The 22,124-nt window shown below is 65.5% G+C and carries 19 protein-coding genes; 12 read left to right on the top strand and 7 right to left on the bottom strand.

Going from position 1 to position 22,124, the window contains the following annotated elements:
• Positions 1-49: 49 nt before the first annotated feature.
• The gene (locus tag ACMVY4_RS03705; RefSeq protein ID WP_416898848.1) at positions 50-2,530 is read right to left on the bottom strand and encodes a zinc-dependent metalloprotease; all 2,481 of its coding nucleotides are present in this window, start codon (positions 2,528-2,530) and stop codon (positions 50-52) included.
• Between the two features lie 149 nt (positions 2,531-2,679).
• Between ACMVY4_RS03705 and ACMVY4_RS03700 the strand changes: the two genes are divergently transcribed.
• The 3 genes from ACMVY4_RS03700 (at position 2,680) to ACMVY4_RS03690 (ending at position 5,515) form a co-directional block, all read left to right on the top strand.
• Complete coding sequence (locus ACMVY4_RS03700; RefSeq protein ID WP_416898847.1) at positions 2,680-3,738, top strand: hypothetical protein; 1,059 nt, start codon at positions 2,680-2,682, stop codon at positions 3,736-3,738.
• A 142-nt stretch (positions 3,739-3,880) separates the two neighbouring features.
• Positions 3,881-4,471 (top strand): DUF882 domain-containing protein, encoded by a 591-nt coding sequence (locus tag ACMVY4_RS03695; RefSeq protein ID WP_416898846.1) that lies wholly within the window; start codon positions 3,881-3,883, stop codon positions 4,469-4,471.
• 147 nt (positions 4,472-4,618) lie between these two features.
• Positions 4,619-5,515 carry a TauD/TfdA dioxygenase family protein gene (locus ACMVY4_RS03690; RefSeq protein WP_416898845.1) on the top strand — a complete coding sequence of 299 codons (897 nt, stop codon included), beginning with the start codon at positions 4,619-4,621 and terminating at the stop codon, positions 5,513-5,515.
• Positions 5,516-5,667: 152 nt separating this feature from the next.
• On the opposite strand, the gene ACMVY4_RS03685 is transcribed toward ACMVY4_RS03690, so the two are convergent.
• From ACMVY4_RS03685 to ACMVY4_RS03675, 3 genes are all read right to left on the bottom strand, one after another.
• The gene (locus tag ACMVY4_RS03685; protein ID WP_416898844.1) at positions 5,668-6,159 is read right to left on the bottom strand and encodes a DUF3237 domain-containing protein; all 492 of its coding nucleotides are present in this window, start codon (positions 6,157-6,159) and stop codon (positions 5,668-5,670) included.
• A 105-nt stretch (positions 6,160-6,264) separates the two neighbouring features.
• The gene (locus tag ACMVY4_RS03680) at positions 6,265-7,611 is read right to left on the bottom strand and encodes a protoglobin domain-containing protein (protein WP_416898843.1); all 1,347 of its coding nucleotides are present in this window, start codon (positions 7,609-7,611) and stop codon (positions 6,265-6,267) included.
• A 323-nt stretch (positions 7,612-7,934) separates the two neighbouring features.
• Positions 7,935-9,194, bottom strand: coding sequence for a class I SAM-dependent methyltransferase (locus ACMVY4_RS03675; protein WP_416898842.1), 1,260 nt, complete (start codon positions 9,192-9,194; stop codon positions 7,935-7,937).
• A 228-nt stretch (positions 9,195-9,422) separates the two neighbouring features.
• On the opposite strand from ACMVY4_RS03675, the gene ACMVY4_RS03670 reads away from it, so the two are divergent.
• The 6 genes from ACMVY4_RS03670 (at position 9,423) to ACMVY4_RS03645 (ending at position 16,767) form a co-directional block, all read left to right on the top strand.
• Positions 9,423-11,264: an ABC transporter ATP-binding protein gene (locus tag ACMVY4_RS03670; RefSeq protein WP_416900245.1), complete on the top strand. Its 1,842-nt coding sequence runs from the start codon at positions 9,423-9,425 to the stop codon at positions 11,262-11,264.
• A 5-nt stretch (positions 11,265-11,269) separates the two neighbouring features.
• Entirely contained in the window at positions 11,270-11,953 is a 684-nt protein-coding gene (locus tag ACMVY4_RS03665) for a zinc metallopeptidase (protein ID WP_416898841.1), read from the top strand.
• A 67-nt stretch (positions 11,954-12,020) separates the two neighbouring features.
• Entirely contained in the window at positions 12,021-13,391 is a 1,371-nt protein-coding gene (locus ACMVY4_RS03660) for an amidase (RefSeq protein ID WP_416898840.1), read from the top strand.
• Positions 13,392-13,571: 180 nt separating this feature from the next.
• A complete protein-coding gene (locus tag ACMVY4_RS03655; protein WP_416898839.1) occupies positions 13,572-13,910 on the top strand; it encodes a P-II family nitrogen regulator in 339 nt (112 codons plus the stop codon).
• Between the two features lie 22 nt (positions 13,911-13,932).
• Positions 13,933-15,270: an ammonium transporter gene (locus tag ACMVY4_RS03650; protein WP_416898838.1), complete on the top strand. Its 1,338-nt coding sequence runs from the start codon at positions 13,933-13,935 to the stop codon at positions 15,268-15,270.
• A gap of 258 nt (positions 15,271-15,528) precedes the next feature.
• On the top strand, positions 15,529-16,767 hold the full coding sequence (locus ACMVY4_RS03645) for an ammonium transporter (protein ID WP_416898837.1): 1,239 nt from the start codon (positions 15,529-15,531) through the stop codon (positions 16,765-16,767).
• A 232-nt stretch (positions 16,768-16,999) separates the two neighbouring features.
• On the opposite strand, the gene ACMVY4_RS03640 is transcribed toward ACMVY4_RS03645, so the two are convergent.
• Positions 17,000-17,419 carry a MerR family transcriptional regulator gene (locus ACMVY4_RS03640; RefSeq protein ID WP_416898836.1) on the bottom strand — a complete coding sequence of 140 codons (420 nt, stop codon included), beginning with the start codon at positions 17,417-17,419 and terminating at the stop codon, positions 17,000-17,002.
• A gap of 72 nt (positions 17,420-17,491) precedes the next feature.
• On the opposite strand from ACMVY4_RS03640, the gene ACMVY4_RS03635 reads away from it, so the two are divergent.
• From ACMVY4_RS03635 to ACMVY4_RS03625, 3 genes are all read left to right on the top strand, one after another.
• Positions 17,492-18,112 carry a cation transporter gene (locus tag ACMVY4_RS03635; RefSeq protein WP_416898835.1) on the top strand — a complete coding sequence of 207 codons (621 nt, stop codon included), beginning with the start codon at positions 17,492-17,494 and terminating at the stop codon, positions 18,110-18,112.
• Positions 18,113-18,211: 99 nt separating this feature from the next.
• Positions 18,212-19,420 carry an acetyl-CoA acetyltransferase gene (locus tag ACMVY4_RS03630; protein WP_416898834.1) on the top strand — a complete coding sequence of 403 codons (1,209 nt, stop codon included), beginning with the start codon at positions 18,212-18,214 and terminating at the stop codon, positions 19,418-19,420.
• Between the two features lie 85 nt (positions 19,421-19,505).
• Positions 19,506-20,564 (top strand): hypothetical protein, encoded by a 1,059-nt coding sequence (locus tag ACMVY4_RS03625; RefSeq protein WP_416898833.1) that lies wholly within the window; start codon positions 19,506-19,508, stop codon positions 20,562-20,564.
• 285 nt (positions 20,565-20,849) lie between these two features.
• Here ACMVY4_RS03625 and ACMVY4_RS03620 read toward each other — a convergent pair whose 3' ends face one another.
• Positions 20,850-21,212 carry a hypothetical protein gene (locus ACMVY4_RS03620; RefSeq protein ID WP_416898832.1) on the bottom strand — a complete coding sequence of 121 codons (363 nt, stop codon included), beginning with the start codon at positions 21,210-21,212 and terminating at the stop codon, positions 20,850-20,852.
• A gap of 206 nt (positions 21,213-21,418) precedes the next feature.
• A complete protein-coding gene (locus ACMVY4_RS03615; protein ID WP_416898831.1) occupies positions 21,419-22,102 on the bottom strand; it encodes a hypothetical protein in 684 nt (227 codons plus the stop codon).
• Positions 22,103-22,124 lie beyond the last annotated feature (22 nt).

Below are 22,124 nucleotides of genomic sequence, written 5' to 3'. Positions count from 1 at the left end.
CGCGGGCGGCGCACATGCGCGGCGTGCAGGCCGCGACGGGCGGCCCGATCTAGTCGATCAGAGACTTCGCCTTGTGCGCCATCGCCGCAAAGTGCAGTCCCGCAGTTCCGTCGGTTGCCGCGGTCGAAGCGCGGTCGAGACGGGAGGCCAGCTCCGGCAGGCTTCGGCGGACCCAGGCCGGCCAAGGCGTGTCGTCGCCGGTTTCGGCCACCAGCCTGGCGAAGGCGGGCGAAAAGCCCTGCGCCGTGGCCGCCGCCGCGACTTCGGCTTCGCCGGGGCCGTCCGTCTGCGATGTGTCCAGCAACGCGCCCGCCCGGTCGAGATAGGCGCGTTGCAACGCCTGTTTCCACGGCGGCGAGTCCGACAGGTCGCCCCAGACCGCCTCGTGAACGTCCTCGGCAAAGTCCTCGATCCAATAGGCCTCGGAAGACCTTCGGCCCTGCAGGGCGAGCAACTTCAGCGTCGGTCCGGCCAGAAGTCCGGTGATCAACTGAGCCTGCAGATCGTCGATCACCAGTTCGCCGGACAACGGATAGGCCCGCCCCGCATAGGTCCTGTCCCTGTAGCGATCGAGACTGGCCGCGCCTTCGCCCAGCAGGTAGGCCACGGCTTCGGCCTGAAGCCCGCGGGGAACGACCGTGATGGTCTCGCCGGCGCTGCGCAACGGCCCACGGTAAACTCCTCCGACCAGGTCTCCGGCCGATTTCAGAAACCGGCTGTGGGTCAGCAGAAACACGTCCAGCGCTGCGCGAAACGCCCGGGCATCGCCCCCCGTCGCCTCGTCCAGGCGGGCGAGCGACCGCATCAGGTTGGCGATGCCCAGCCGTGTCGCCTCGACGCGCTCGACGCCGACATTCTCGCGCTGGACGCGCGGATCGCCGCCGAAATGCTCGATCTCGTCCGGGAACTCGGCGACGCCCCACATGGTGGTCCGGTCGGCGGCCATGGCGGCGGCGAAGTCGTCCAGCCCTCTCTGTTCCTCGGCCGCCGTGGCGCCGAAATCGCCGTAACCCCAACTGATTGCGGCGTAGTCGTAGGGGCCGATGCGCCCCAGCAGGCCCGAGACGCCGTCGCCGGGCTGGGCTGCCTGGTTCATGCGGCCATAGGCCATGATCGAGCTGTTCGGGCCGGTCGTATCCACCCGGCCCGGGTCGCGCAGATGGGCGCAGGACCAGGCGGTCGAAGCAAGATGGTTGTGGCGCAATCCGATGGTGTGGCCGACTTCATGCGCAACGACGTACTGAAGGATCTCGCCGCGCAGATCCTCGGGCAGGGGCAGCCGGGCCGCCCGCGGGTCCATTGCCCCGAACAGTGCGAAATAGTAGCGCTCCACATATTCGATCACCTGCGGCCAGACGAGAATGTGCGCCGAAAGGATCTCACCCGAGCGCGGATCCACCGTGTGTGGTCCCATGGCATTGGCCCGCGGCTGCGACAGCCATCGGATGACGCTGTGATTGACGTTCTCGTCGGACCAGGTCGGATCCTCCGTCGCGGTGGGCGCATCGCGGGCGATGATGGCGTTGGAGAAGCCCGCGGCCTCGAAAACGGGTAGCCAGGACTCCACGGCCCGCCTGATCCAGGGCCGCCATCGGGCGGGGACATCCTGGCCGATATAGAAGACAATCGGTTCGACCGGATCGCTGACCGCCTGATCCGGGTTCCTCTTGACCAGGGGGTAGCGTTCGATCAGCGCCCCGCTTTCCAGCAACCCGCCATCTGCTGTCTCGAAGGCGGTGTAGCGGGTTGCGAAGAACCCGACGCGCGGATCGAAGGCGCGCGAGCGGACCGGCGTCCTGCGCAGCAGCACCAGCGAATGCCCGACGGTGACCGAGACCGGCGCGGGCCCTGCGGCCGGATTCGCCGGGTTGGCGGCAAGGAAGGTCAGATGTGTCCGGATGTCGATATCGATGTCATGGGCGACCACGCGGCTGATCCAGGACCCGCGTGGATCCGGCGCCTGGGGCAACATTCCGGTGCGCAGAACCAGTTCCCGCGCCGACATCTGCGGAAGGTCCGCCGAGAAAACGGCCGTACCGTCGATCAGCAACCGTCCCGCCGGGCTCCGGCCGATTACCGGAAACGCCGCGATGACCGGGCCGACGGCCGTGTTGCCGACCGAAACGGCGACCGGATCGTCGGCTGTTCCGGCATCTGTTTCCCGCGGTTCGTAGGGCTCGGGATGGCCGCGGCGCCGTGTGATCGGGCCGCTCATGTCACGGGCAATCAGGCTGCCGTCGATCTCCTCGAATCGTACGAGGACGCCGCGCAGTCCGATGCCGCTCGCTTCGGCCTTCAGCGGCAGGCCGACGCCCTCGACATACCAGAGAAACAGCCGGTCCGGCGTGTCCTCGGGCAGTTCAAGCAAGAGCTGTGGCCCCTTCCGGAAGGCCCGGATCGCGCCATCGCCGATCGCCTCGGCGCCATCAATGGCATTGACATAGGGATCGGGCGGCGCCTCGGCGGTCTGGGCCGCAGCGCCACCCAGCGGCAACAGGAGAACAAGCAGATAGAGAAGCGATCGAGCCATGACGGAGCCCCCTGATTCCGGTCTGTTTGTCGCCCGCAGCCAGTCTGGCAGACGTGCCGGAAGGACGCCATCGGCCTTTTCGGCTGCCCGGAACCGGCTGGCTGCGCTAGACTCCGGCGCAACGGAGGGGTTCGGATCGGAGCGAGATGATGCGCGGATTGCAGCACGTGGACAGGCCGTTCCGGCGTCCTTTTCAGCTTGTCGCGACGCTGATCATCCTGTGTGCTCTTTCGGCCTGCGGCTTTCTCGGCCCGGCTTCGATTTCCACAGAGCGCGGGTCCTACATCGATGTGCTTGCCCAGACCGACCGCGAGGAACTGCTGGGCAATCTCGTTCGCCTGAAATACAGCGAGCCCCCAGTATTCCTGCAGGTCGGCAGCATCACGGCGAGCCCCTCTCTCGAACTGGGCGTCGAAGGTGAGGTCAATCTCGGCAACAACGTGCCGCCGCCCTCGGTCGTGGCGAAACCGAACATCGTCTACAAGGACGCGCCGACCATCGTCTACGCGCCGTTGTCGGGCACCGAATTCGCCACTGAAATCCTGACGCCCATGGGTCTCCCGTCGGTCTATCTGATGCTGGAGAACGGTTTCGCCTTCGATGTCATCGCCGATCTGATGCTGGTCTCGATCAATGGTCTGTCCAATGCCAGGGATGCGCCGGCCGCCGAACGGGCCATGTTCAGGCAGGCTGCCACAGCGTTCACCCGCCTCATAGCCGCCGGCCTGGTCCAGAGCGGAACGGTCGAAAGCGGTGGCGAACTGGAGATCGCCATCGATCTGGCGGGCGCCGCCGGAACGGCGGACGGCGATCTTGTCGCTCGGGCCTGGGGGCTCGACCTGTCGGCCGGTCAGATCCGGGTGGAACGCGGTCTGGGCGGCGGCGCCAGCGTCCTGTCGGTGCGGACCCGGTCGCTGCTGGCCATCATGAGCTATCTGTCCAACTCGGTCGAAGCGCCCGCTGCCCATGCGTCGCAGGTCTGGCCCAGTCCGGGCGATCCCGATCCGCCGATGCGGGTCCGCGTGAACACAGCGCGCCCGGCGGGGGCGGCCGTCGCGGTCCGGCAGCGGGGGCACTGGTTCTACGTCGCCGCGGATGATCTGAAGTCCCTGAATGCGCTTTATCTGTTGCGGGTCCTGTTCAACTTGCAGGCCCAGGCCAGTGGCGGCCAGATTCCGCAGGTCCAGCTGACGCTGCCGGTGCAGTAGCTGAGCGGTCCGCGAAGCTCCACCGGCCGATGTTAACGATAAATTTGTTACCTCGTGTTGCACTGCAACGGGTTGACGGCGGGCGGTTTCATCGGCTTTCTGCCGCGGTCGCAGTAGCATATCTAGGACGAGGTCTTGACGCATGAACGACTCACACGATCCTGCGGATCGGCAAGCACGTTTCGGCGCGCCCCTGCTGGGCAGGCGCGCGCTTCTGGCCGGCTTCGGCGCCACTGCGCTGGTCGCCGGCATGGGCATCGCTCCCGGCGAGGCGCACGCCCGGACACCCGTCGCCCGTCGAATCGGGCTCAAGAGCATCCACACCGGCGAATCGATCGACGTGACCTTCCAGGAGCACGGGCATTTCGACCCGCGCGCGCTGGACGAGATCAATCACGTCCTCCGCGATCACCGCACCGGCGACGTCGAGGCCATCGACCCGGCGCTTCTGGTGCTGCTGACCGACCTGCGCACCCGCATGGACAGCAACGCCAGCTTCAACATCATCTCCGGCTACCGCTCGCCCAGGACCAACGCGGCGCTGGCGGCCAAGAGCGGCGGTGTCGCCAAGAAGAGCTTTCACATGAGAGGCATGGCGATCGACTGCAACCTGCCGGGCCGCGACCTTCTGAAGCTGCACAAGGCGGCCCGCGCGGCCAAGGCCGGCGGCGTCGGCCTCTACCAGCGCTCCAACTTCGTCCACATGGACACCGGCAGGGTCCGCTACTGGTAGGCTGACCGGGCGGCGGCCGCCCGCGAACAAGACAAGGCCAATCGGCACTGACCCCTCGGTCTCGCTGCGGCGCCGGGGGTTTTTTATGCCCGGCCGCCGCTGCGGTGGTATTCTCCGCGCTCAGGCTTTCGCGATGGGGAGGATCGGATGGCGCAGAAAAACTGGCAGGTCCGGCGGCTGGCGGCCGCGCTGGGCGCGGAAATCACCGGCGTCACGCTGGCCGATACGGACGATTCCGAGAAGGCGGCGATCCGCGACCTGCTGCACGAGCATAAGGTGATCTTCTTTCCGGGCCAGCACATGGCCGCCGGCGATCATGTGGAATTCGGCCGTTTCTTCGGTCCGCTGGAAGGGCACCCGAACCTGAAGGACCGCAACGCCGCGGAGCATCCGGAGCTGTTCCGCCTGGAGGCGAGCTCGGGCGGCATCGCCGACGAATGGCACACCGATCTGACCTTCCAGGCGCAGCCGGCGCTGATGTCGATCCTGAACATGAAGAAGTGCCCCGATGTCGGCGGCGACACCATGTGGACCAGCCTGTTCGCCGCCTATGAGGGGCTGTCGCCGCCGCTGAAGGAAATGTGCGATGGCCTAAGCGCGCTGCACGACGCGCATCCGCACGACCGGTCCGACCGGATGGCGATCCATCCGCTGGTTCGCATCGACCCGGAAAGCGGCCGCAAGGCGCTCTACGTCAACGAACACTTCACCCGCCGCATCGTCGAGATGCGGGCGCAGGAAAGCGATCTGCTGCTCGGCTATCTGACGAAGTGGGTGCAGCAGCCGGCCTTCACCGTCCGCTACAACTGGACCGAGGGCACGATCTGCATGTGGGACAACCGCTACACCCAGCACTATGTCGTCAACGACTTCGTCGGCGAGCGGGTGATCGAGCGGGTGACGGTGATGGGCGACCGGCCGGTGGGGAACCGTCCGCGCTGGGCGCCCTGGCCCGACGGCGGCCGCGGCTCGGCGATGTACCGCCACGACCGCCAGCTCTCCCGCTTCCTGCGCAGCCAGGCGTCTGAGGAAGCGGCGGAGTAGATCGTCGTTCGCTTCCCTCCCCCTTGAGGGGGGGTCAGGGTGGGGGTGAGAACCGCCGGCCTCGGTGAGTCCGCCCCCCACCCGGCGCTGCGCGCCGACCTCCCCCTCCAGGGGGGAGGTTTCAGGGAGCGCGCCGCCTCGTTCCCGGAGCCCTACGTCTCCAGACCGATCTGGAAGGCCCGGACGATGACGAAGTCGGGCTCGGGCGAGGTGGCCTGCACCGTACCCGCGAAGAAGCGGCGGTTGAGCCAGGCCCATCTGCCCTCGGGCGCCACCGGTTCGATGCGGGAGACGGCGTAGCGGCCCTGCGGGGCTTCGGCGTCCAGCAGCACCCGGTTGCGGATGGTGATGGCCGTGCCGTCATGGATCCGCATCTCGTAGAGCGCATCCAGCTCGCGGATGCCGTCGCGGCGGAGCAGTTGCCGGTCGGCGCCGCCGGGCTCGATCGTGCCGTGGAACTCCGGCAGACCCGGCCCGCCGCGGAAGTGCCCGCCCAGTATGGGAACGATGAAGCGGTGGCCGAGCGGGCTCTCGCCCAGATCCTCGCGCGGGCCGACATCGACGGCCGCTTCCCAGGCCAGTTGCGGCGACAGATGCCGCGGCGGCAGCGCCGACAGCGCGTCGAAGGCCTCGTCCTGATTCATCCCGTTTCCTCATCCCCGAAAAGCCGGCGGGCGGCGGCGCATGTTCGCGCCGCCGCCCGCCTTGCTCAAGGGGCCATCGGGCGGGAGCCCTCAAGCCCCCTGAAGTCAGGCCGCGTTGCGGATGTTGACCAGGAAGGCGTCCACCGACTGGCGCAGCGTGGTCGACTGCTGCGACAGGTTGCCGGCCGCGCCGTCCAGCTGTTCGGCGGCCTCGCCGGTCTGGTTGGCGGCGTTGGAGACCTCGAGGATCCGGGCCGAAACGTCCTGGGTGCCGATCGCGGCCTGCTGGACGTTGTCGGAGATCTCGCTGGTCGCGGTGTTCTGCTCCTCGACCGCGGCGGCGATCATGTCGGTGATCTCGCTGACCTGGTCGATGATCGCCTTGATCTCGGCCATGGCCTGCACCGAACCGCCGGTGGCGTCCTGGATGTCCTTCACCTGCTGGGTGATCTCCTCGGTCGCCTTCGCGGTCTGGTTTGCCAGGCCCTTGACCTCGGCGGAGACGACAGCGAAGCCCTTGCCCATCTCGCCGGCGCGGGCCGCCTCGATGGTGGCGTTCAGCGCCAGCAGGTTGGTCTGGCTGGCGATCTCGTTGATTATGCCGACCACGTTGCCGATCTTGTCCGCAGCGACGGCCAGGCCCTGAACGCGCTCGTTGACCGAGTTCACCTTGGTCACGGCTTCCTGCGCGATGCGGCTGGATTCCATCACCTGCTTGGAGACCTCGGCCAGGGTCGAGGAGAGTTCCTCGGCCGCGGCGGCGACATTCTGCACGTTGGCGGTCGCCTGCTCGGAGGCGGAGGCCACGGCGGTGCTGTTGTCGCTGGTCTGCTCGACGCCGAGACGCAGGATCTCGGAGGTCTGGCTCAGCTGCGCGGCGGCGGCGGCCACTTCGTCCACCAGGCTGCGGACGTCGCGCTCGAAGTCGTTGGCGTGCCGCTCGCGGGACTCGCGGGCGTCTTTCTGCATCGTTTCGTAGTAGACGGTGATCGCGAGATCCATGTCCATGAACAGCGCGCGGGTGACCGCGTCGAGCATGGCCGGGCCGTTCTTGCGGTTGCTGAAGCGGCTGGTGCGCGCGATCAGGATCTGGCTCAGGCGGGCCAGCACGAAACCGTAGGCGGAAATGTACCAGCGCGGTTCCAGGCCGATCTTCTTGTGGGCCAGGCCGATCCGGTTGACCCGCTCGAAATAGTCGTTGTCGAAGCGGCCGCTCAGCAGCACGCTCCAGTGCGAGGACTGGGCCTTCTTCAGCCGGGCGATCTTGTCGGCGCTGCCGACCATGTCGGCCAGCCCCCTGATCCCGGTCACGTGGGCGTAGAAGGCGTCCAGCAGGTCATCGAGCTGCGGTTCGATGATCGGCCACGCGGCCTGCATCAGTTCGCGAACCTCAGCCGTGATCCCGGAAAACTCGAGACGCGTCGCGCTATCGAACTCGTTATTGCTAGTCATGATGACGATTCCTCTGGTCGATTGACCCTGCGATAATCGTCACGGAAGAGCAAATAACTGGTTAACGTATGGGTTGTTTCTGAATCGAAACATGGTTTCGAGTCGAAATACAACTTCGAGTTCTTCGGCGCTTTTCTGAAAATCTGTCGCAGAAGCAAGAGCAGAACATACGAAAAAGCACAGTTTGCAAGGGTTTGAGCCCCCAGCCGCCCCCATTGCCGTGCATGAACCGTTCTGTTCAAAAAGAGCGCGCCTTTCCCCTGCGGCAATCCACGCCGCCGCAGGTTCGCGCATAGAGCGAACTGGCAACCGCCGGGGAAGACCTATTCGCCGGCCGCGATCATGGATTGGGGCAGTCCGCCGGCCTCGATCGGGTGCGCCTGCTCCCATTCGTAGATATAGTCGCGGGTCATCGGCACCGTGTTGATGTTCTTGGCCAGCTGCATCTGGAACACGGTCAGGAAGCTCTCGCGGAAGTTCGCCTCGCAGGACTGCAGGTAGAACTCCCACATCCGGCAGAAGCGCTCGTCGTAGAGATTGTCGCGGATATGGTCGCGGTGGCGCTGGAACCGCTCGTTCCAGGCCTTCAGCGTCTCGGCGTAGTGCAGCCGCAGGCTCTCGAAGTCGGTCATCCAGACGCCGAGCTGCTCAAGATGCGGGGCGATCTCGCTGAGCGACGGCAGGTAGCCGCCGGGGAAGATGTATTTCCGGATCCAGCCGGCGACCGGGCCCGGCACGTCGGCCGAGCCGATGGTGTGGATCATCGCCACCCCGTCATCGGTCAGCAGGTCGCGGACCTTGGTGAAGTATTCGCGGTAATGCAGGTTGCCGACATGCTCGAACATGCCGACCGACACGACCCGGTCGTACTGCCCCTCTTCCAGCCGGTAGTCGAGCAGCTTGAATTTCACGCGGTCGTCCAGCCCGGCTTCCTTCGCGCGGCGCTCGGCCACGGCGTGCTGTTCGACGCTCAGCGTCAGGCCGGTGACCTCGATGTCCGCCTGCTTCGCCAGATAGAGCGCCAGACCGCCCCAGCCGCAGCCGATATCGAGCACCTTCTGGCCCGGCTTCAGCAGCAGCTTGGCGGCGATGTGGCGCTTCTTCTGCGCCTGCGCCATCTCCAGCGTGTCTGAGGGATCGGCGTAGTAGGCGCAGGAATACTGGCGGTCCGGATCGAGGAACAGGTCGAACAGTTCGCCGGAGAGGTCGTAGTGGTGGGCGACGTTCTCCTGCGCCTTGCCAACCGGATTGTAGTGCGCCGCCACGGTCGACAGGCGCTGCAGGGCGACGGCCGGACGGGATCGCTGCCGGTTGAAATAGGCCAGGTTCTGCACCGCGACCTGCAGGAAATCGTAGAGCGAGTGGCCATCGGGGATCACAAGCCGCCCGTCCATGTAGCATTCGCCGACCTTCAGCCGCGGGTTCCGGGCGATCTCCCCGGCCACGCGGGCGTCGGTGAACTGGATCGCGGCAGTCGGCCCGTCCAGGTCGCCTGCGAAGACGTGTTCCTCGCCGGTGTGGTCGATGACGGTAAGCTGCCCCCGCTTCACCAGCCGCTTCAGGAATGTGCGCAACAGAATCATGGCGACCCTCCGCTCGCCTCAACCGGTATCTCAACCGCAAGACTAATCCAGCCTGCAATGAAAATGGAACATCCACGGTGTGACTTCCTGTGCCCCTGCGGCCACAGTGCCACGCCCGCGGCCGGAGCCGGGCCTGCGGGAAGGTGATTTTCCGGCCTGCGCCCTATATGACCCGGCATCGCCTTGAACCCCCGGGAGCCCGACGTGCTGAACCGCCTGTTCAGATGGATGGAGAGCAGCCAGACGGTCTTTCCGGAAGCGTTACCGGACAGGCCGCCTCAGGGATTCTTCCCGTTCGTGTGGCACTATGCGCGGCCGTTCCGCGGCATTATTGCCGCCAATGCCGCGGCTGCGGCCTGTGTCGCGCTGATCGAGGTCTGGATCTTTTCCTTCGTCGGCAATCTGGTCGACTGGCTGTCGGGCGCCGAGCGAGAGAGTTTCCTGCAGACCTACTGGCCGGAACTGCTCGGCATGTCGGCCGTGGTGCTGATCCTCTATCCGCTGTCGCATCTGGTTTCGGAGGTGATCTCGAATCAGGGCGTGCTGGGCAACTTCGCCATGCGCACGCGCTGGCAGGCGCACCGCTACCTGCTCCGGCAGTCCGTCGGCTTCTTCCAGAACGACTATGCGGGCCGGGTGGCGGCGAAAATGATGCAGACCTCGCTGGGGGTCCGCGACGCGGTGCTGAAGACCACCGAGATCCTGCTTTATGTCGGCATCTACTTCCTGGCCGCGGTGGCGCTGTTCGCGGCCGCCGACTGGCGGCTGGCGATGCCGATGCTGGCCTGGCTGGCGGCCTATGCGGTGATCCTGCGGTTCCTGGTGCCGAAGATGGCCGCGCTGTCGGAGGCCCAGGCCGAGGCGCGCTCCATGGTCACCGGCCGGGTGGTCGATGGCTATACCAACATCACCACCGTGAAGATGTTCGCCCATGCCGACGCCGAGGACGGCTTCGTCCGCGAGGGCATGTCGCAGATGCTGGGCGCAGTCTACCGCTCGATGCGGCTGGCCACCTGGATGATGTTCCTGATGACGGCGATCAACGCGGCGCTGTTCTTCGCCGTCTGCGGCATCGCCATCTGGCTCTGGCAGTTCAATCTCGTCAGCCTCGGCGCGCTGGCCTTCGCCACCGGCCTGGTGCTGCGCATTCACGGCATGGCGCACTGGATCCTGTGGGAGGTCTCGTCGCTGTTCGAGAATATCGGCATCGTGCAGGATGGCATCGGCACCATCTCCCGCGACCGGGCGGTGACCGACCGGCCCGGCGCCGCGCCGCTGAAGGTGAGCGACGGCCATGTCCGCTTCGAGGGCATCCGCTTCAACTACGGCAAGTCCATCGGGCTGGACGGGGACCGGGTGATCGAGAAGCTCGATCTGGACGTGAAGCCGGGCGAGAAGATCGGTGTTGTCGGCCGCTCCGGCGCCGGCAAATCGACGCTGGTGAACCTGCTGCTGCGCTTCTACGACCTGGAGGGCGGGCGCATCACCATCGACGGCCAGGACATTGCCGGCGTCTCACAGGACAGCCTGCGCTCGGCCATCGGCATGGTCACCCAGGACACCTCGCTGCTGCACCGCTCGGTTGCCGACAACATCAGCTACGGCAGCCCGGATGCGAAGATGGAAGATGTCGTCGCCGCCGCCACCCGGGCCGAAGCGCATGATTTCATCCGCGGCCTGTCGGATCCGCACGGCCGCACTGGCTACGACGCCCATGTCGGCGAGCGCGGCGTGAAGCTGTCGGGTGGCCAGCGCCAGCGCATCGCCATCGCACGCGTGCTGCTGAAGAACGCCCCGATCCTGGTGCTCGACGAGGCGACCAGCGCCCTCGATTCGGAGGTCGAGGCGGCGATCCAGCAGAACCTCTACCGCCTGATGGAGGGCAAGACCGTCATCGCGATCGCGCACCGGCTGTCGACCATCGCGGCGATGGACCGCCTGGTGGTGATGGATGGCGGGAAGATCGTCGAGGAAGGCACCCATGACATCCTGATCCAGAAGGGCGGTCTCTACGCCGACCTCTGGTCGCGCCAGTCCGGCGGCTTCCTTCTCGGCGAGGCGGCGGAGTAGGCCCCGTGCTGGTGCTGGGCTTTCTGGGTCTGGTGCTCGGGCTTCTGCTGTTCGTCGGACCGCAGCTCTGGGCTCGTCACACCCTGAGCCGCCACGCCGATGACCGTCCAGATTGTCGTGGCACCGGCGGCGAACTGGCCGAACATCTGGTCAGGACCCACGGGATGGAGGGCGTCCGGGTCGAACGCATCGATCATGACGGCGACCACTACGACCCGGATGCCAGGGCCATCCGTCTCTCCCCGCGGAGTTTCGACGGCCGGTCGATCACCGCCGTCACCGTTGCCACGCACGAGTTCGGGCATGCCCTGCAGGACCATCAGGGCGATCCGGGACTCAGACGCCGGACGGTTCTGGTGAAGCAGGCATTCTGGATCGACCGGATCGGCAGTGGCATCCTGATGCTGTCGCCGTTCCTGATCGCCTTCGGACCGAGCCGCGCCATGGGCATCACGGTTCTGCTGGCCGGCATCGGGCTGTCTCTGGTACGGGTGATCGTGCATGGGCTGACCCTGCCGGTCGAGCTCGATGCCTCGTTCCGCAAGGCGCTGCCGATTCTGGAGCAGGGCGGGTACCTGCCGCCGGAACACATGCCGGCGGCCCGGAATATCCTCCGGGCCTGCGCCCTGACCTATGTCGCCGGATCGCTGATTTCGGTCCTGAACCTGCTGCGATGGATCCGCCGCTGACCGACGCGCGCTTCCGTCCGCTCCCTCCTTCCGGTTAGATGCCGGAGGCGAAGGGCGGAGGGATTCGATGACCGAGTGGCACGAGATGACGGCGCTGGAACTGGGGCGCGGGGTCAAGGCGGGGGAGATCGATCCTGTCGCACTGGCGGATCATTTCCTCGACCGGATCGAGGCCGCCGATCCCGACCGCCGGACCTTCGTCTCGCTGACCCGCGAGCGTGCCTATGGGGAGGCCATCGCCGCCCGCCGCCGCGCCGCCGCCGGCATGGTGCTGTCCCCGCTGGACGGCGTGCCGATCGGCTGGAAGGACCTGTTCGACACCGCCAACCATCCCACTGAAGGCGCTTCGGCGCTGTTCGCGGGCCGCGTGCCGGACCGGGATGCCGAGCCGCTGCGCCGCGCGACCGCCGCCGGCGCGGTCTGCCTGGGCAAGACCAACCTGCCCGACCTCGCGTATTCGGGCCTGGGCGTGAACCCGCACACGGGCACGCCGGCCAATCCGCACAGCCCGCAGGGCGATCCGCGCGTGCCGGGCGGCAGCTCCGCCGGGGCCGGCACCTCGGTCGCGGCAGGGCTTGCGCCGGCAGGCATCGGCTCCGACACGGGCGGATCGGTGCGCATTCCGGCGGCCTTCAACGGCATCACCGGGCTGAAGACCACCTGGGGCGCGATCTCGCTGGAGGGCGCCATTCCGCTGGCTCCGTCGCTGGACACCGTGGGGCCGCTGACCAGGGACGTCGCCGACGCGAATGCCCTCTTTTCGATCATGTCCGGACGGCCGATGGCCGACCTGGGCGGCGTCAACCCGTCGCACCTCCGCCTGCTCTGGGCGCGGGGCCATGACGAGAACGAGCTGGAACCGGGGGTCGCCGATGCGATCGAGGCCGCGGTCGAGGCGCTGCGGCGCACCGGGGCCACGGTCGACGAGGCGCGGCTGGATTCCTACGAGGCGGTGGACGATCTGGTGATCCAGCACGGCAACCCGATCACGCTGGAAGGCTGGGCGCTCTGGGGCGAGACCGTCGAGGCTAACCCGGGCAAGCTCTACAAACCAATCCGCGACCGGATTTCCGCGGGCCGGGACGCCAGCGCCGTGGACGCCGAGATCATGCGCCGGCGCTTTCCCGACCTTGCCCGGGTCTGGCGGCGGGAGGCGGCGGGCTACGACGCCGTGATCCAGTCGACGACGCCAGTTGTTGCACCCTCGATCGCGGAGGTGTCCGCCGACGAGGCCCGGCACAGCAGATTCGCCCTGCTGTCGTCCTTCAACACCCGGCGCATCAACTTCCTGGGTCTCTGCGCGCTGTCGCTGCCCTGCGGCTGGAGCGAGGGTCTGCCGGTCGGACTGATGGCCACCGCCGGGGCGAATGGCGAAGGCGGCCTGCTGCGTACGGGCAAGGCAATCGAGGCCGTCTGCACGGAATTGTTCAGCAGATAGGCAAAATCTGGATTTTGCATGTTTTTTGATCAGTATGAACAGGCCGTGAAGGGCATTTTTTGAGCACAATTTGCTCAAGTCGTTGAATTTCATGGGAAATTGCATTCCGGCACGCTGCTTGTAATCCCTGCGCCAGTCGGGGCCGCTGTTGGCCCTGTGAACTACGCGAGGGAGTGGCGCATGAAACTCATCATGGCCGTGATCAAGCCGTTCAAGCTGGACGAGGTCCGCGAGGCGCTTACCGCGCTCGGGATCGACGGGCTGACGGCCACGGAAGTCAAGGGGTACGGCCGTCAGAAGGGCCATACCGAAATCTACCGCGGCGCCGAATACGCCGTCAGCTTTCTGCCGAAGGTGAAGATCGAGATCGTCGTGAAGGCCGACATGGTCGAGCAGGCGGTCGAGGCGATCCGCCAGGCGGCCGGCACCGGCCAGATCGGCGACGGCAAGATCTTCGTTCTGGATGTGGTCAGCGCGATGCGGATCCGCACCGGCGAAACCGACGCAGACGCGCTCTGAGTTTCAGGGAGATTCAAGACAGATGAACCACAAACAACTCATCACGGGCCTGATTGCCGCGCTGCTCGCGGTCGTCGGCCTCAGTGCGCCGGCCTTCGCCGAAGTGTCCGGCGAAACCGCCTACGTCCTCAACACGCTCCTCTTCCTGATGTGCGGCTTCATGGTCATGTTCATGGCTGCGGGCTTCGCCATGCTGGAAAGCGGTATGGTCCGTTCCAAGAACGTGGCCACGATCTGCGTCAAGAACATCGCCCTCTACTCGCTGGCGGGCCTGATGTACTACCTCATCGGCTATGACCTGATGTACGGCATCGACGAGGGCGGCTACATCGGCTCCTTCAGCCTGTTCTGGTCGCCCGACGACGCCGCGGCGCTGGCCGAGGAAGGCGCGAACTTCGATGCCGGCTATGCCGCGACCTCCGACTGGTTCTTCCAGATGGTGTTCGTCGCCACCGCCGCCTCGATCGTGTCGGGCACGGTCGCCGAGCGCGTGAAGCTCTGGCCGTTCCTGATCTTCGTCTGCTTCCTGACCGCGATCATCTACCCGATCCAGGGTTCCTGGGAGTGGGGCGCGGGCTGGCTCGACGCGCAGTTCGGCTTCTCCGACTTCGCCGGTTCGACCCTGGTGCACTCCACGGGCGGCTGGGCGGCCCTGGTCGGCGCCATCATCATCGGCGCGCGCAAGGGCAAGTACACCTCGGACGGCAAGATCAACCCGATGCCGGGTTCGTCCATGCCGCTGGCCACGCTTGGCACGTTCATCCTGTGGCTGGGCTGGTTCGGCTTCAATGGCGGCTCGCAGCTGGCGCTGGGTTCCGGCGCTGACGCCGTCGCCGTCGCGAACATCTTCGCCAACACCAACACGGCGGCCGCGTCCGGCGTGGTTGCGGCGATGATCGCCAGCCAGATCATGTTCAAGAAGGTCGACCTGACCATGGCGCTGAACGGCGCGATCGGTGGTCTGGTGTCCATCACCGCCGAGCCGCTGGCTCCGACGATGGGTCTCTCGGTCATCATCGGCGCCATCGGCGGCGTGCTGGTCGTGGTCTCGGTCCCGCTGCTGGACAAGCTGAAGATCGACGACGTTGTCGGCGCGATCCCGGCCCACCTGGTCTGCGGCATCTGGGGCACGCTCGCCGTGCCGCTGTCGAACGGCGACGCCAGCTTCGGCGGCCAGCTGGTCGGCATCATCGCCATCGGCCTGTTCGTCTCGATCGCCAGCGCCATCGTCTGGACGGTGCTGAAGTTCACCATCGGCGTCCGCGCCGACGAGGAGGACGAGGTCATGGGTCTCGACCGGGCGGAGCTCGGCATGGAGGCCTATCCCGAGTTCGGTTCGGGCGGCTCCCAGCGGCTCTGACCGAAACCGCAAGACGGGGCGGCCCTTCCTCTCCGGGGCCGCCCTCCTCCCCATGGCCCGGCGTTCAGCGCCGGGCCATTTTTCTTTGCGCAGGCGCCGCTTCCTGAACCGCGCCGTCCGTCCCGGTCTATCCCCCTGAGAACGCCCGCGATTCCGGGCCTGCCCATTTCCGGATCACATTGATACACTCTGGCGCAATTCACGAGCCGGACGCCCTTGCAGCGCCGGCCGGCGAGGGTGTCTGGAGGGGACAATTCAATGGAACAGGTGGTTTCGGGACTCGACGTCTTTTTCGTGCTGATCGGCGCGATTCTCGTTTTCGCGATGCATTCGGGCTTCGCGTTTCTCGAGGTCGGCACGGTCCGCCACAAGAACCAGGTCAACGCCCTGGTGAAGATCCTGGTCGACTTCTCGATCTCCACGGTGGCCTATTTCTTCGTCGGCTACCTGGTCGCCTACGGCACCGGCTTCCTGGTCAGCGCCGCGGTGCTGTCCGGCGCCGAGACGGTCGAGGGGCTGGACTACGGCATGTCCGGCTTCGGTCTGGTGAAGTTCTTCTTCCTGCTGACCTTCGCCGCGGCGATCCCGGCGATCATCTCCGGCGGCATCGCCGAGCGCGCCAAGTTCTGGCCGCAGGCGATGGCGACCGCGATCATCGTCGGCCTCGTCTATCCCTTCTTCGAGGGGCTGGTCTGGAACGGCAATTACGGCTTCCAGGGCTGGCTGGAAAGCGCCTTCGGTGCCCCGATGAACGATTTCGCCGGCTCCATCGTGGTCCACGCCGTGGGCGGCTGGATCGCGCTCGGCGCCGTGGTCATGCTGGGCGTGCGCAAGGGCCGCTACCGCAAGGACGGCACGCCGGTCGGCATTCCGCCGTCGAACATCCCCTTCCTGGCGCTGGGCACCTGGCTGCTCTGCATCGGCTGGTTCGGCTTCAACGTGATGAGCGCGCAGTCGGTCGAGGGCATCAACGGTCTGGTCGCCATGAACTCGCTGCTTGCGATGGGCGGCGGCATCCTCGCGGCGCTGGTCGCCGGGCGCAACGACCCGGGCTTCGTGCACAACGGCGCGCTGGCCGGACTGGTCGCGGTCTGCGCCGGCTCCAACGTGATGCACCCGCTGGGCAGCCTGGTCGTCGGCGCGGTCGCCGGCGTCATCTTCGTGGTCTTCTTCCAGCTCTGCCACAACCGCTGGAAGATCGACGACGTGCTGGGCGTCTGGCCGCTGCACGGGCTCTGCGGCCTGTGGGGTGGCATCGCCGCCGGCATCTTCGGTTCGGAATCGCTGGGCGGCCTGGGCGGCGTGACCTTCATGTCGCAGCTGGTCGGCTCCGTGATCGGCGCCGTCTTCGCCCTGGTCTGCGGCTTCATCGTCTATGGCGGGCTGAAGGCCATCATGGGCATCCGGTTGTCGGAAGAGGAAGAGTTCAACGGCGCCGACCTGTCGATCCACCAGATCCGCGCCAACCCCGAAGCGGACCTGCCAGTCCGGAACTAGGGGAAACCGCGCGTCCGGGGATGATAGGTGGGGGCTCCGCTGTCGCCCGACCGGCCGGGCCGATCGCCGCTGCGGTGCTCTGATCCTCCTCGCCAGACGGGCCCGGCCCGGACTTCTCGAGATTCTCTGCCGCCCCCGGGCCTGACCCGGGGGCCTCGAGGTTCGGCCGTCCGGATGGTTGCAAGGACAGGTCCCCGGGTCAGGCCCGGGGACAGCAGAATGAAGTATCGCGTCAGACCCAGTGCTCCGTCTCGCAGAGGTCGTGATCCGACAGGCTCTGGATGACCGCGCAGTCGCCGACGGCGCCGTGCGCGCAGGCGGTCGAGATGCGTTGCAGTTCGGCCTCCAGCCGCTGCAGCCGGGCGATGCGGGCGCGGACATCGGCCAGGTGGGCGCGGGCGATGGCGTCGGCCTCATGGCAGGGCTGGTCGGGGTCCTGCCCCAGATCCAGCAGATCCCGCACCGCCTCCAGCGCGAAGCCGAGATCGCGGCAGTGGCGGATGAAGTGCAGCCGCTCCAGGGCTGCCGGTTCGTACCGGCGCTGGTTGCCGTCGGTGCGGTCCGGCGCGGCCAGCAGGCCCGTCAGTTCGTAGTAGCGGATGGTCGGCACCTTGACGCCGGTCCGCCTCGACATCTCGCCGATGGACAACATGCGGAATATCCCTTGAACCTCTAGTCGCTATAGATCCTAGATAGGGGGCCTCTTGAGGAAAAGGAGGCCCCGATGAGCGGCTGTTGCGGTCAGGATCAGACTTTCGATGGCGTTTCCGCCGGCTACCGGCGCCGGCTGTGGATCGTCATCGCCATCAACGCGGCGATGTTCGGCGTGGAGATCGTCGCCGGCGCGCTGTCCGGATCGCACGCCCTGCAGGCGGATGCGCTGGATTTCCTCGGCGACGCGCTGACCTACGGACTTTCGCTCGCCGTGATCGGCATGTCGCTGCGCGTGCGGGCCACCGCGGCGCTGGCGAAGGGGATCAGCCTGGCGCTGATGGGCCTCTGGGTGCTGGGCAGCACGGCGCATGGCGTCCTTGTCCAGGGCGTGCCGGAAGCGGCGACCATGGGCGCGGTCGGTTTCATGGCGCTGACGGCAAACCTGATCAGCGTGGCTCTGCTGATGAGTTACCGCGAGGGCGACGCCAATGTCCGCTCTGTCTGGCTGTGCAGCCGCAACGACGCCATCGGCAATGTCGCGGTGATGCTGGCGGCCGCCGGGGTCTGGGGCAGTTCCACCGGCTGGCCCGATCTCATCGTCGCCGCGGTGATGGCGGCTCTGTTCCTCTGGTCGTCCGTGCAGATCGTGCAGCAGGCGCTTGGGGAACGCCGCGCCGCCGCCGCGTCCTGAGGCTGGCGCAGACCGGTGATGCATTTGACTTATGCAGACTCGCGCCATTTCATGATAGGTTCACGACCAGCAACCGATCCACGTGGGAGGATTTGAAGAATGCCGTCCGGAATTCGCGACAAGGTAGCCATTCTTGGCATGGGCTGTTCGAAGTTCGGCGAGCGCTGGGACTGCGACGCCGAAGACCTGATGCTGGAAGCCTATGAGGAAGCCCTCAAGGACGCCGGCATCGAGACCAGCCAGATCGATGCGGCCTGGTTCTCCACCGCCATCGAGGAAGTGCATGTCGGCAAGTCGGCCCTGCCGCTCGCGACCGCGCTGCGCCTGCCCTACATCCCGGTGACCCGGGTCGAGAACATGTGCGCCTCCGGCACCGAAGCCTTCCGCGGCGCGGTCTACGCCGTCGCCTCAGGCGCGGCCGATATCGCTCTGGCCGTCGGCGTCGAGAAGCTGAAGGACACCGGCTATGGCGGCCTGCCGCAGCGTGGCCGCGGCCCGCTGAACGACATGATGAACCCGAACGCCTCGGCGCCGGGCAACTTCGCGCAGCTGGCCACCGCCTACCGTCAGAAGCATGGCGTGAAGGCCGAGGACCTGAAGCGGGCCATCGGCCAGGTGTCGGTGAAGAGCCACGCCAACGGCGCCAAGAACCCGAAGGCCCACCTGCAGAAGGAAGTCTCGATGGACACGGTGCTGAATGCGCCGATGATCGCCGAGCCGCTGGGCCTGTTCGACTGCTGCGGCGTCTCCGACGGTTCCGCCGCCGCCATCGTCACCACCCCCGAGATCGCCGAGAAGCTGGGCCGCAAGCGCGCCGAGATGGTCACGGTGAAGGCGCTGCAGCTGGCCGTGTCCAACGGTCTGGAAGCCCAGCACAGCTCCTGGGACGGTTCCTACTTCATGACCACCCGGCAGGCCGCGAAGCGCGCCTACCAGGAAGCCGGCATCAAGGATCCGCGCGAAGAAGTGTCGATGTTCGAGTGCCATGACTGCTTCTCGATCACCGAGCTGGTCACCACCGAGGACCTCTACATCTCGAAGGAAGGCGAAGCCTGGAAGGATTTCCTGGACGGTTTCTACGACGCCGACGGCAAGGTGCCGGCGCAGATCGACGGCGGCCTGAAGTGCTTCGGCCACCCGATCGGCGCCTCCGGCCTGCGCATGCTGTACGAAATGTACAGCCAGCTGCTCGGCCGCGCCGACAAGCGTCAGCTGAAGGATCCGAAGATCGGCATGACCCACAATCTGGGCGGCGCGCCGCACCAGAACGTGTCGTCGATCGCGATCGTGGGCCTGCACGGCGCCTGATCCGGTCCATCAGGGACAGAACCGGGAAGGGGCGGTCTTCGGGCCGCCCCTTTTTCTTTTGGGTGGGAGCTGATACTTTTTATGGATGATAAATAAGTCGCAATATAGGCGGCGTGAAAAGCGCTCTTCTTTGATTGCTCCAGCCCGTAGTCAAACGTTCGAGCGTTTGAGCGGGCTGGTCGAACGGCTTTTGGAAATTGATTATCGTGAATTGGCGAAGAATGGATTCCAAGTTTTCTCGGTTTATACATCAATAGGATTCATTCATTTTTTCTCATATTTGGTATTTTTCGACCATGAGATTATTGGAATTTTGGATTTTTCTGCAATTTCGAGTTTTTTCTGGGGAGTATCCCTTCTTATTGTAGCCTCTCTGGGGTTGGGACGACTTACTACATTTCTCTTTTTTAATTATTTCGGGCACACAATTATTGCACTAAGGACGATAGAATTTGCAAGAATGCTTATCTTGGAGCGTTATGAAATAAGATACTCAATTCGGAAGCTCAGTTTTGTGGATAGGGATCGCAATAGGGTTAAGTTAGATTTATCAGACTTGGAAAAGGAAAAGATTATTGGTTTTTCTAGGAGCCGAGAGCAAAAACTAGATAGATTAGAATCAATTTTTTTCTATACTAATTCGTTAGTGATATTCTCACTCATATATGTTGGGGGTGTGAATACTATTGATTTCGCAGTAAAAATTTTGATAGTATTTGTTATATTGCTTTCAATTTATTCACTCCGTGGCTCAATAATAAGGATGCTGGAATTTCTGCCGCTGACAAAAGGTTCTAGGCCGGATTCTAATTTCTGGTTATCAGGCGTAATTCAAAATGGTACTAGGGCGAGTCTGGCATTGCTGTTAACATTTGGCTCGTTCTTTTTAGGTGTTGAGAGAGCTGAGTGGACTCAGCGTACATCAATGTTTGATATATATGAAGCTGAGCACAAGATTTTTGAAGATCGTCCGATCATTCTACGATCCCAGAGTGGTGTTGTGGTTTTTGACCCATCGGATCAAAGTTCTCACTATTTGTCTTGGGAGCGCGGGATCAAATTAGTCCGCACGTCACCGCCCGACAGCGGATCGTTCAAACAGCTAGTGCGGCAGCTTTCCCTATTCCCGACCGGAACAAGATAGAACAGCGCCGCAAGCCAGCATATACGCACTTGAATGTTGTTGATACTAGCAATAAAAGGCCCGGAAGCAGGGCTTCCGGGCCAATGAGGTTCAGCGCTACTCGTCTTACGCTACGCGGTACGGATACTCGTTCGCGCCTTCAAGGGGTCGTTTCTTCTTGTTGTTATCCGAGCGCACCTCGCCCCGCTGCCGCGTTGGGGGTCGCGGCGTCAGGCCGGCGGCCGGATGACCTGGTGTCGGGGTCGGGGTGTGCGGGCCGGGTCGGTGCCCGGCCGTGTGTCGTCGTCAGTCGTTGACGGCGTTGGTCGCGGCGTCGACCGCGATCACGGCATCGACGACCCGGCGCGTGGCCTCTGCGATCAGCAGCAGGTCGCCATCGACCCGGCCATAGACGTAGCCGTCCTCGACCGGCGGATAGTGGCGATAGTCGTCCCGCGGGATGTAGCGGATGATCACATCGTCCGGGACCGGCTGGCCGATCTGGTAGCGCTTCTTGGCGATACCCGGCGGCAGGCAGCCATTGTTCTTCTTGGCCAGGCCCGGCGGGCAACCCCCCGGACCCTTGGCGTCGGCCGAGCTGCCGGCGGAGATGCCACCGATGGCCAGAACGGCCAGGGTGGCGGCAATGGTGTTCCTGAACGTCGTCATCTTGCGGGCTCCGTTCGTCCTGTTACGCGGATCATTAGGCTGATCCGTCATTGTTTCGCGCGGCTGGCTGAACCGCCGATGAACCGGGATATGGGGAGGTACTTGCTGCCAACAACCACTGTGACCGGCTGGTCACGCATCGGTCACAGGCTGAGGTGACCATCGTAACCGGCTGGAAAACAAGCCGTTTCAGGCTGTGACGGCGGTCACTGTACCGGCTGGCGCAGACCCGGCGTGCGGCGCTGCAGATACCAGCGCAGGAAGGCCGCCATCAGTTCCGGCTCGTCGGCCAGCGCAGTGCGGACCTGCGGCAGGCCCGGGCGGTCCAGCACGGTCTCGGCCAGGATGCGCGCATTGTAGCGGGCGAGCCCGCGGATCTGGGCCAGCACCCGCGCCTGCTGGGTCTCGTCCAGCACCGGCCAGAGCACCAGCCCGAGCACCACGCGCGGCTGCATCAGGTCGATCACCTGCGGTCCCGTCTCCAGCGACATGGTGAAGGCGAGCGCGGCCTTCACGCCGACGCCGGAATGCTGCAGTTCGGCCTGGGCCAGGCGGAGCCAGACATAGGGCTGGGCCGGGTTGGCGGCGAGGGAGCGGTGGCTGGCCTCGATGGCGGCCTCGAGCCGCTTGCCGCGCTCGACGGTGTCCTCGGCCGGAGTGCGCTGCGCGGCGACGAGTTCGACCAGCGCCAGATCGCGCGGTGTCCGGTAGTCGGAGGGCAGCGCGGCGCCGGCGGCGAGGAAGGAGGCGCGGGCGTCGGCGATGCCGTGCTCGCCGACCGACTGACCCGTTTTCAGGCGCTCCAGTACGACTTCGCCGGGCGCGGCCAGCAGGGTGGAAACGACACGGGGCAGCGAGAGATAGACCAGCAGCACGCCGATCGCGAGCATCGCCAGTCCGCCGAAGGATGAT

Origin of the sequence: Minwuia sp., from assembly GCF_048007105.1 — a bacterium.
Lineage (GTDB): Bacteria > Pseudomonadota > Alphaproteobacteria > Minwuiales > Minwuiaceae > Minwuia.
The sequence above is the reverse complement of the archived record's forward strand: the minus strand, read 5'-3'. Positions and strand labels throughout refer to the sequence as shown.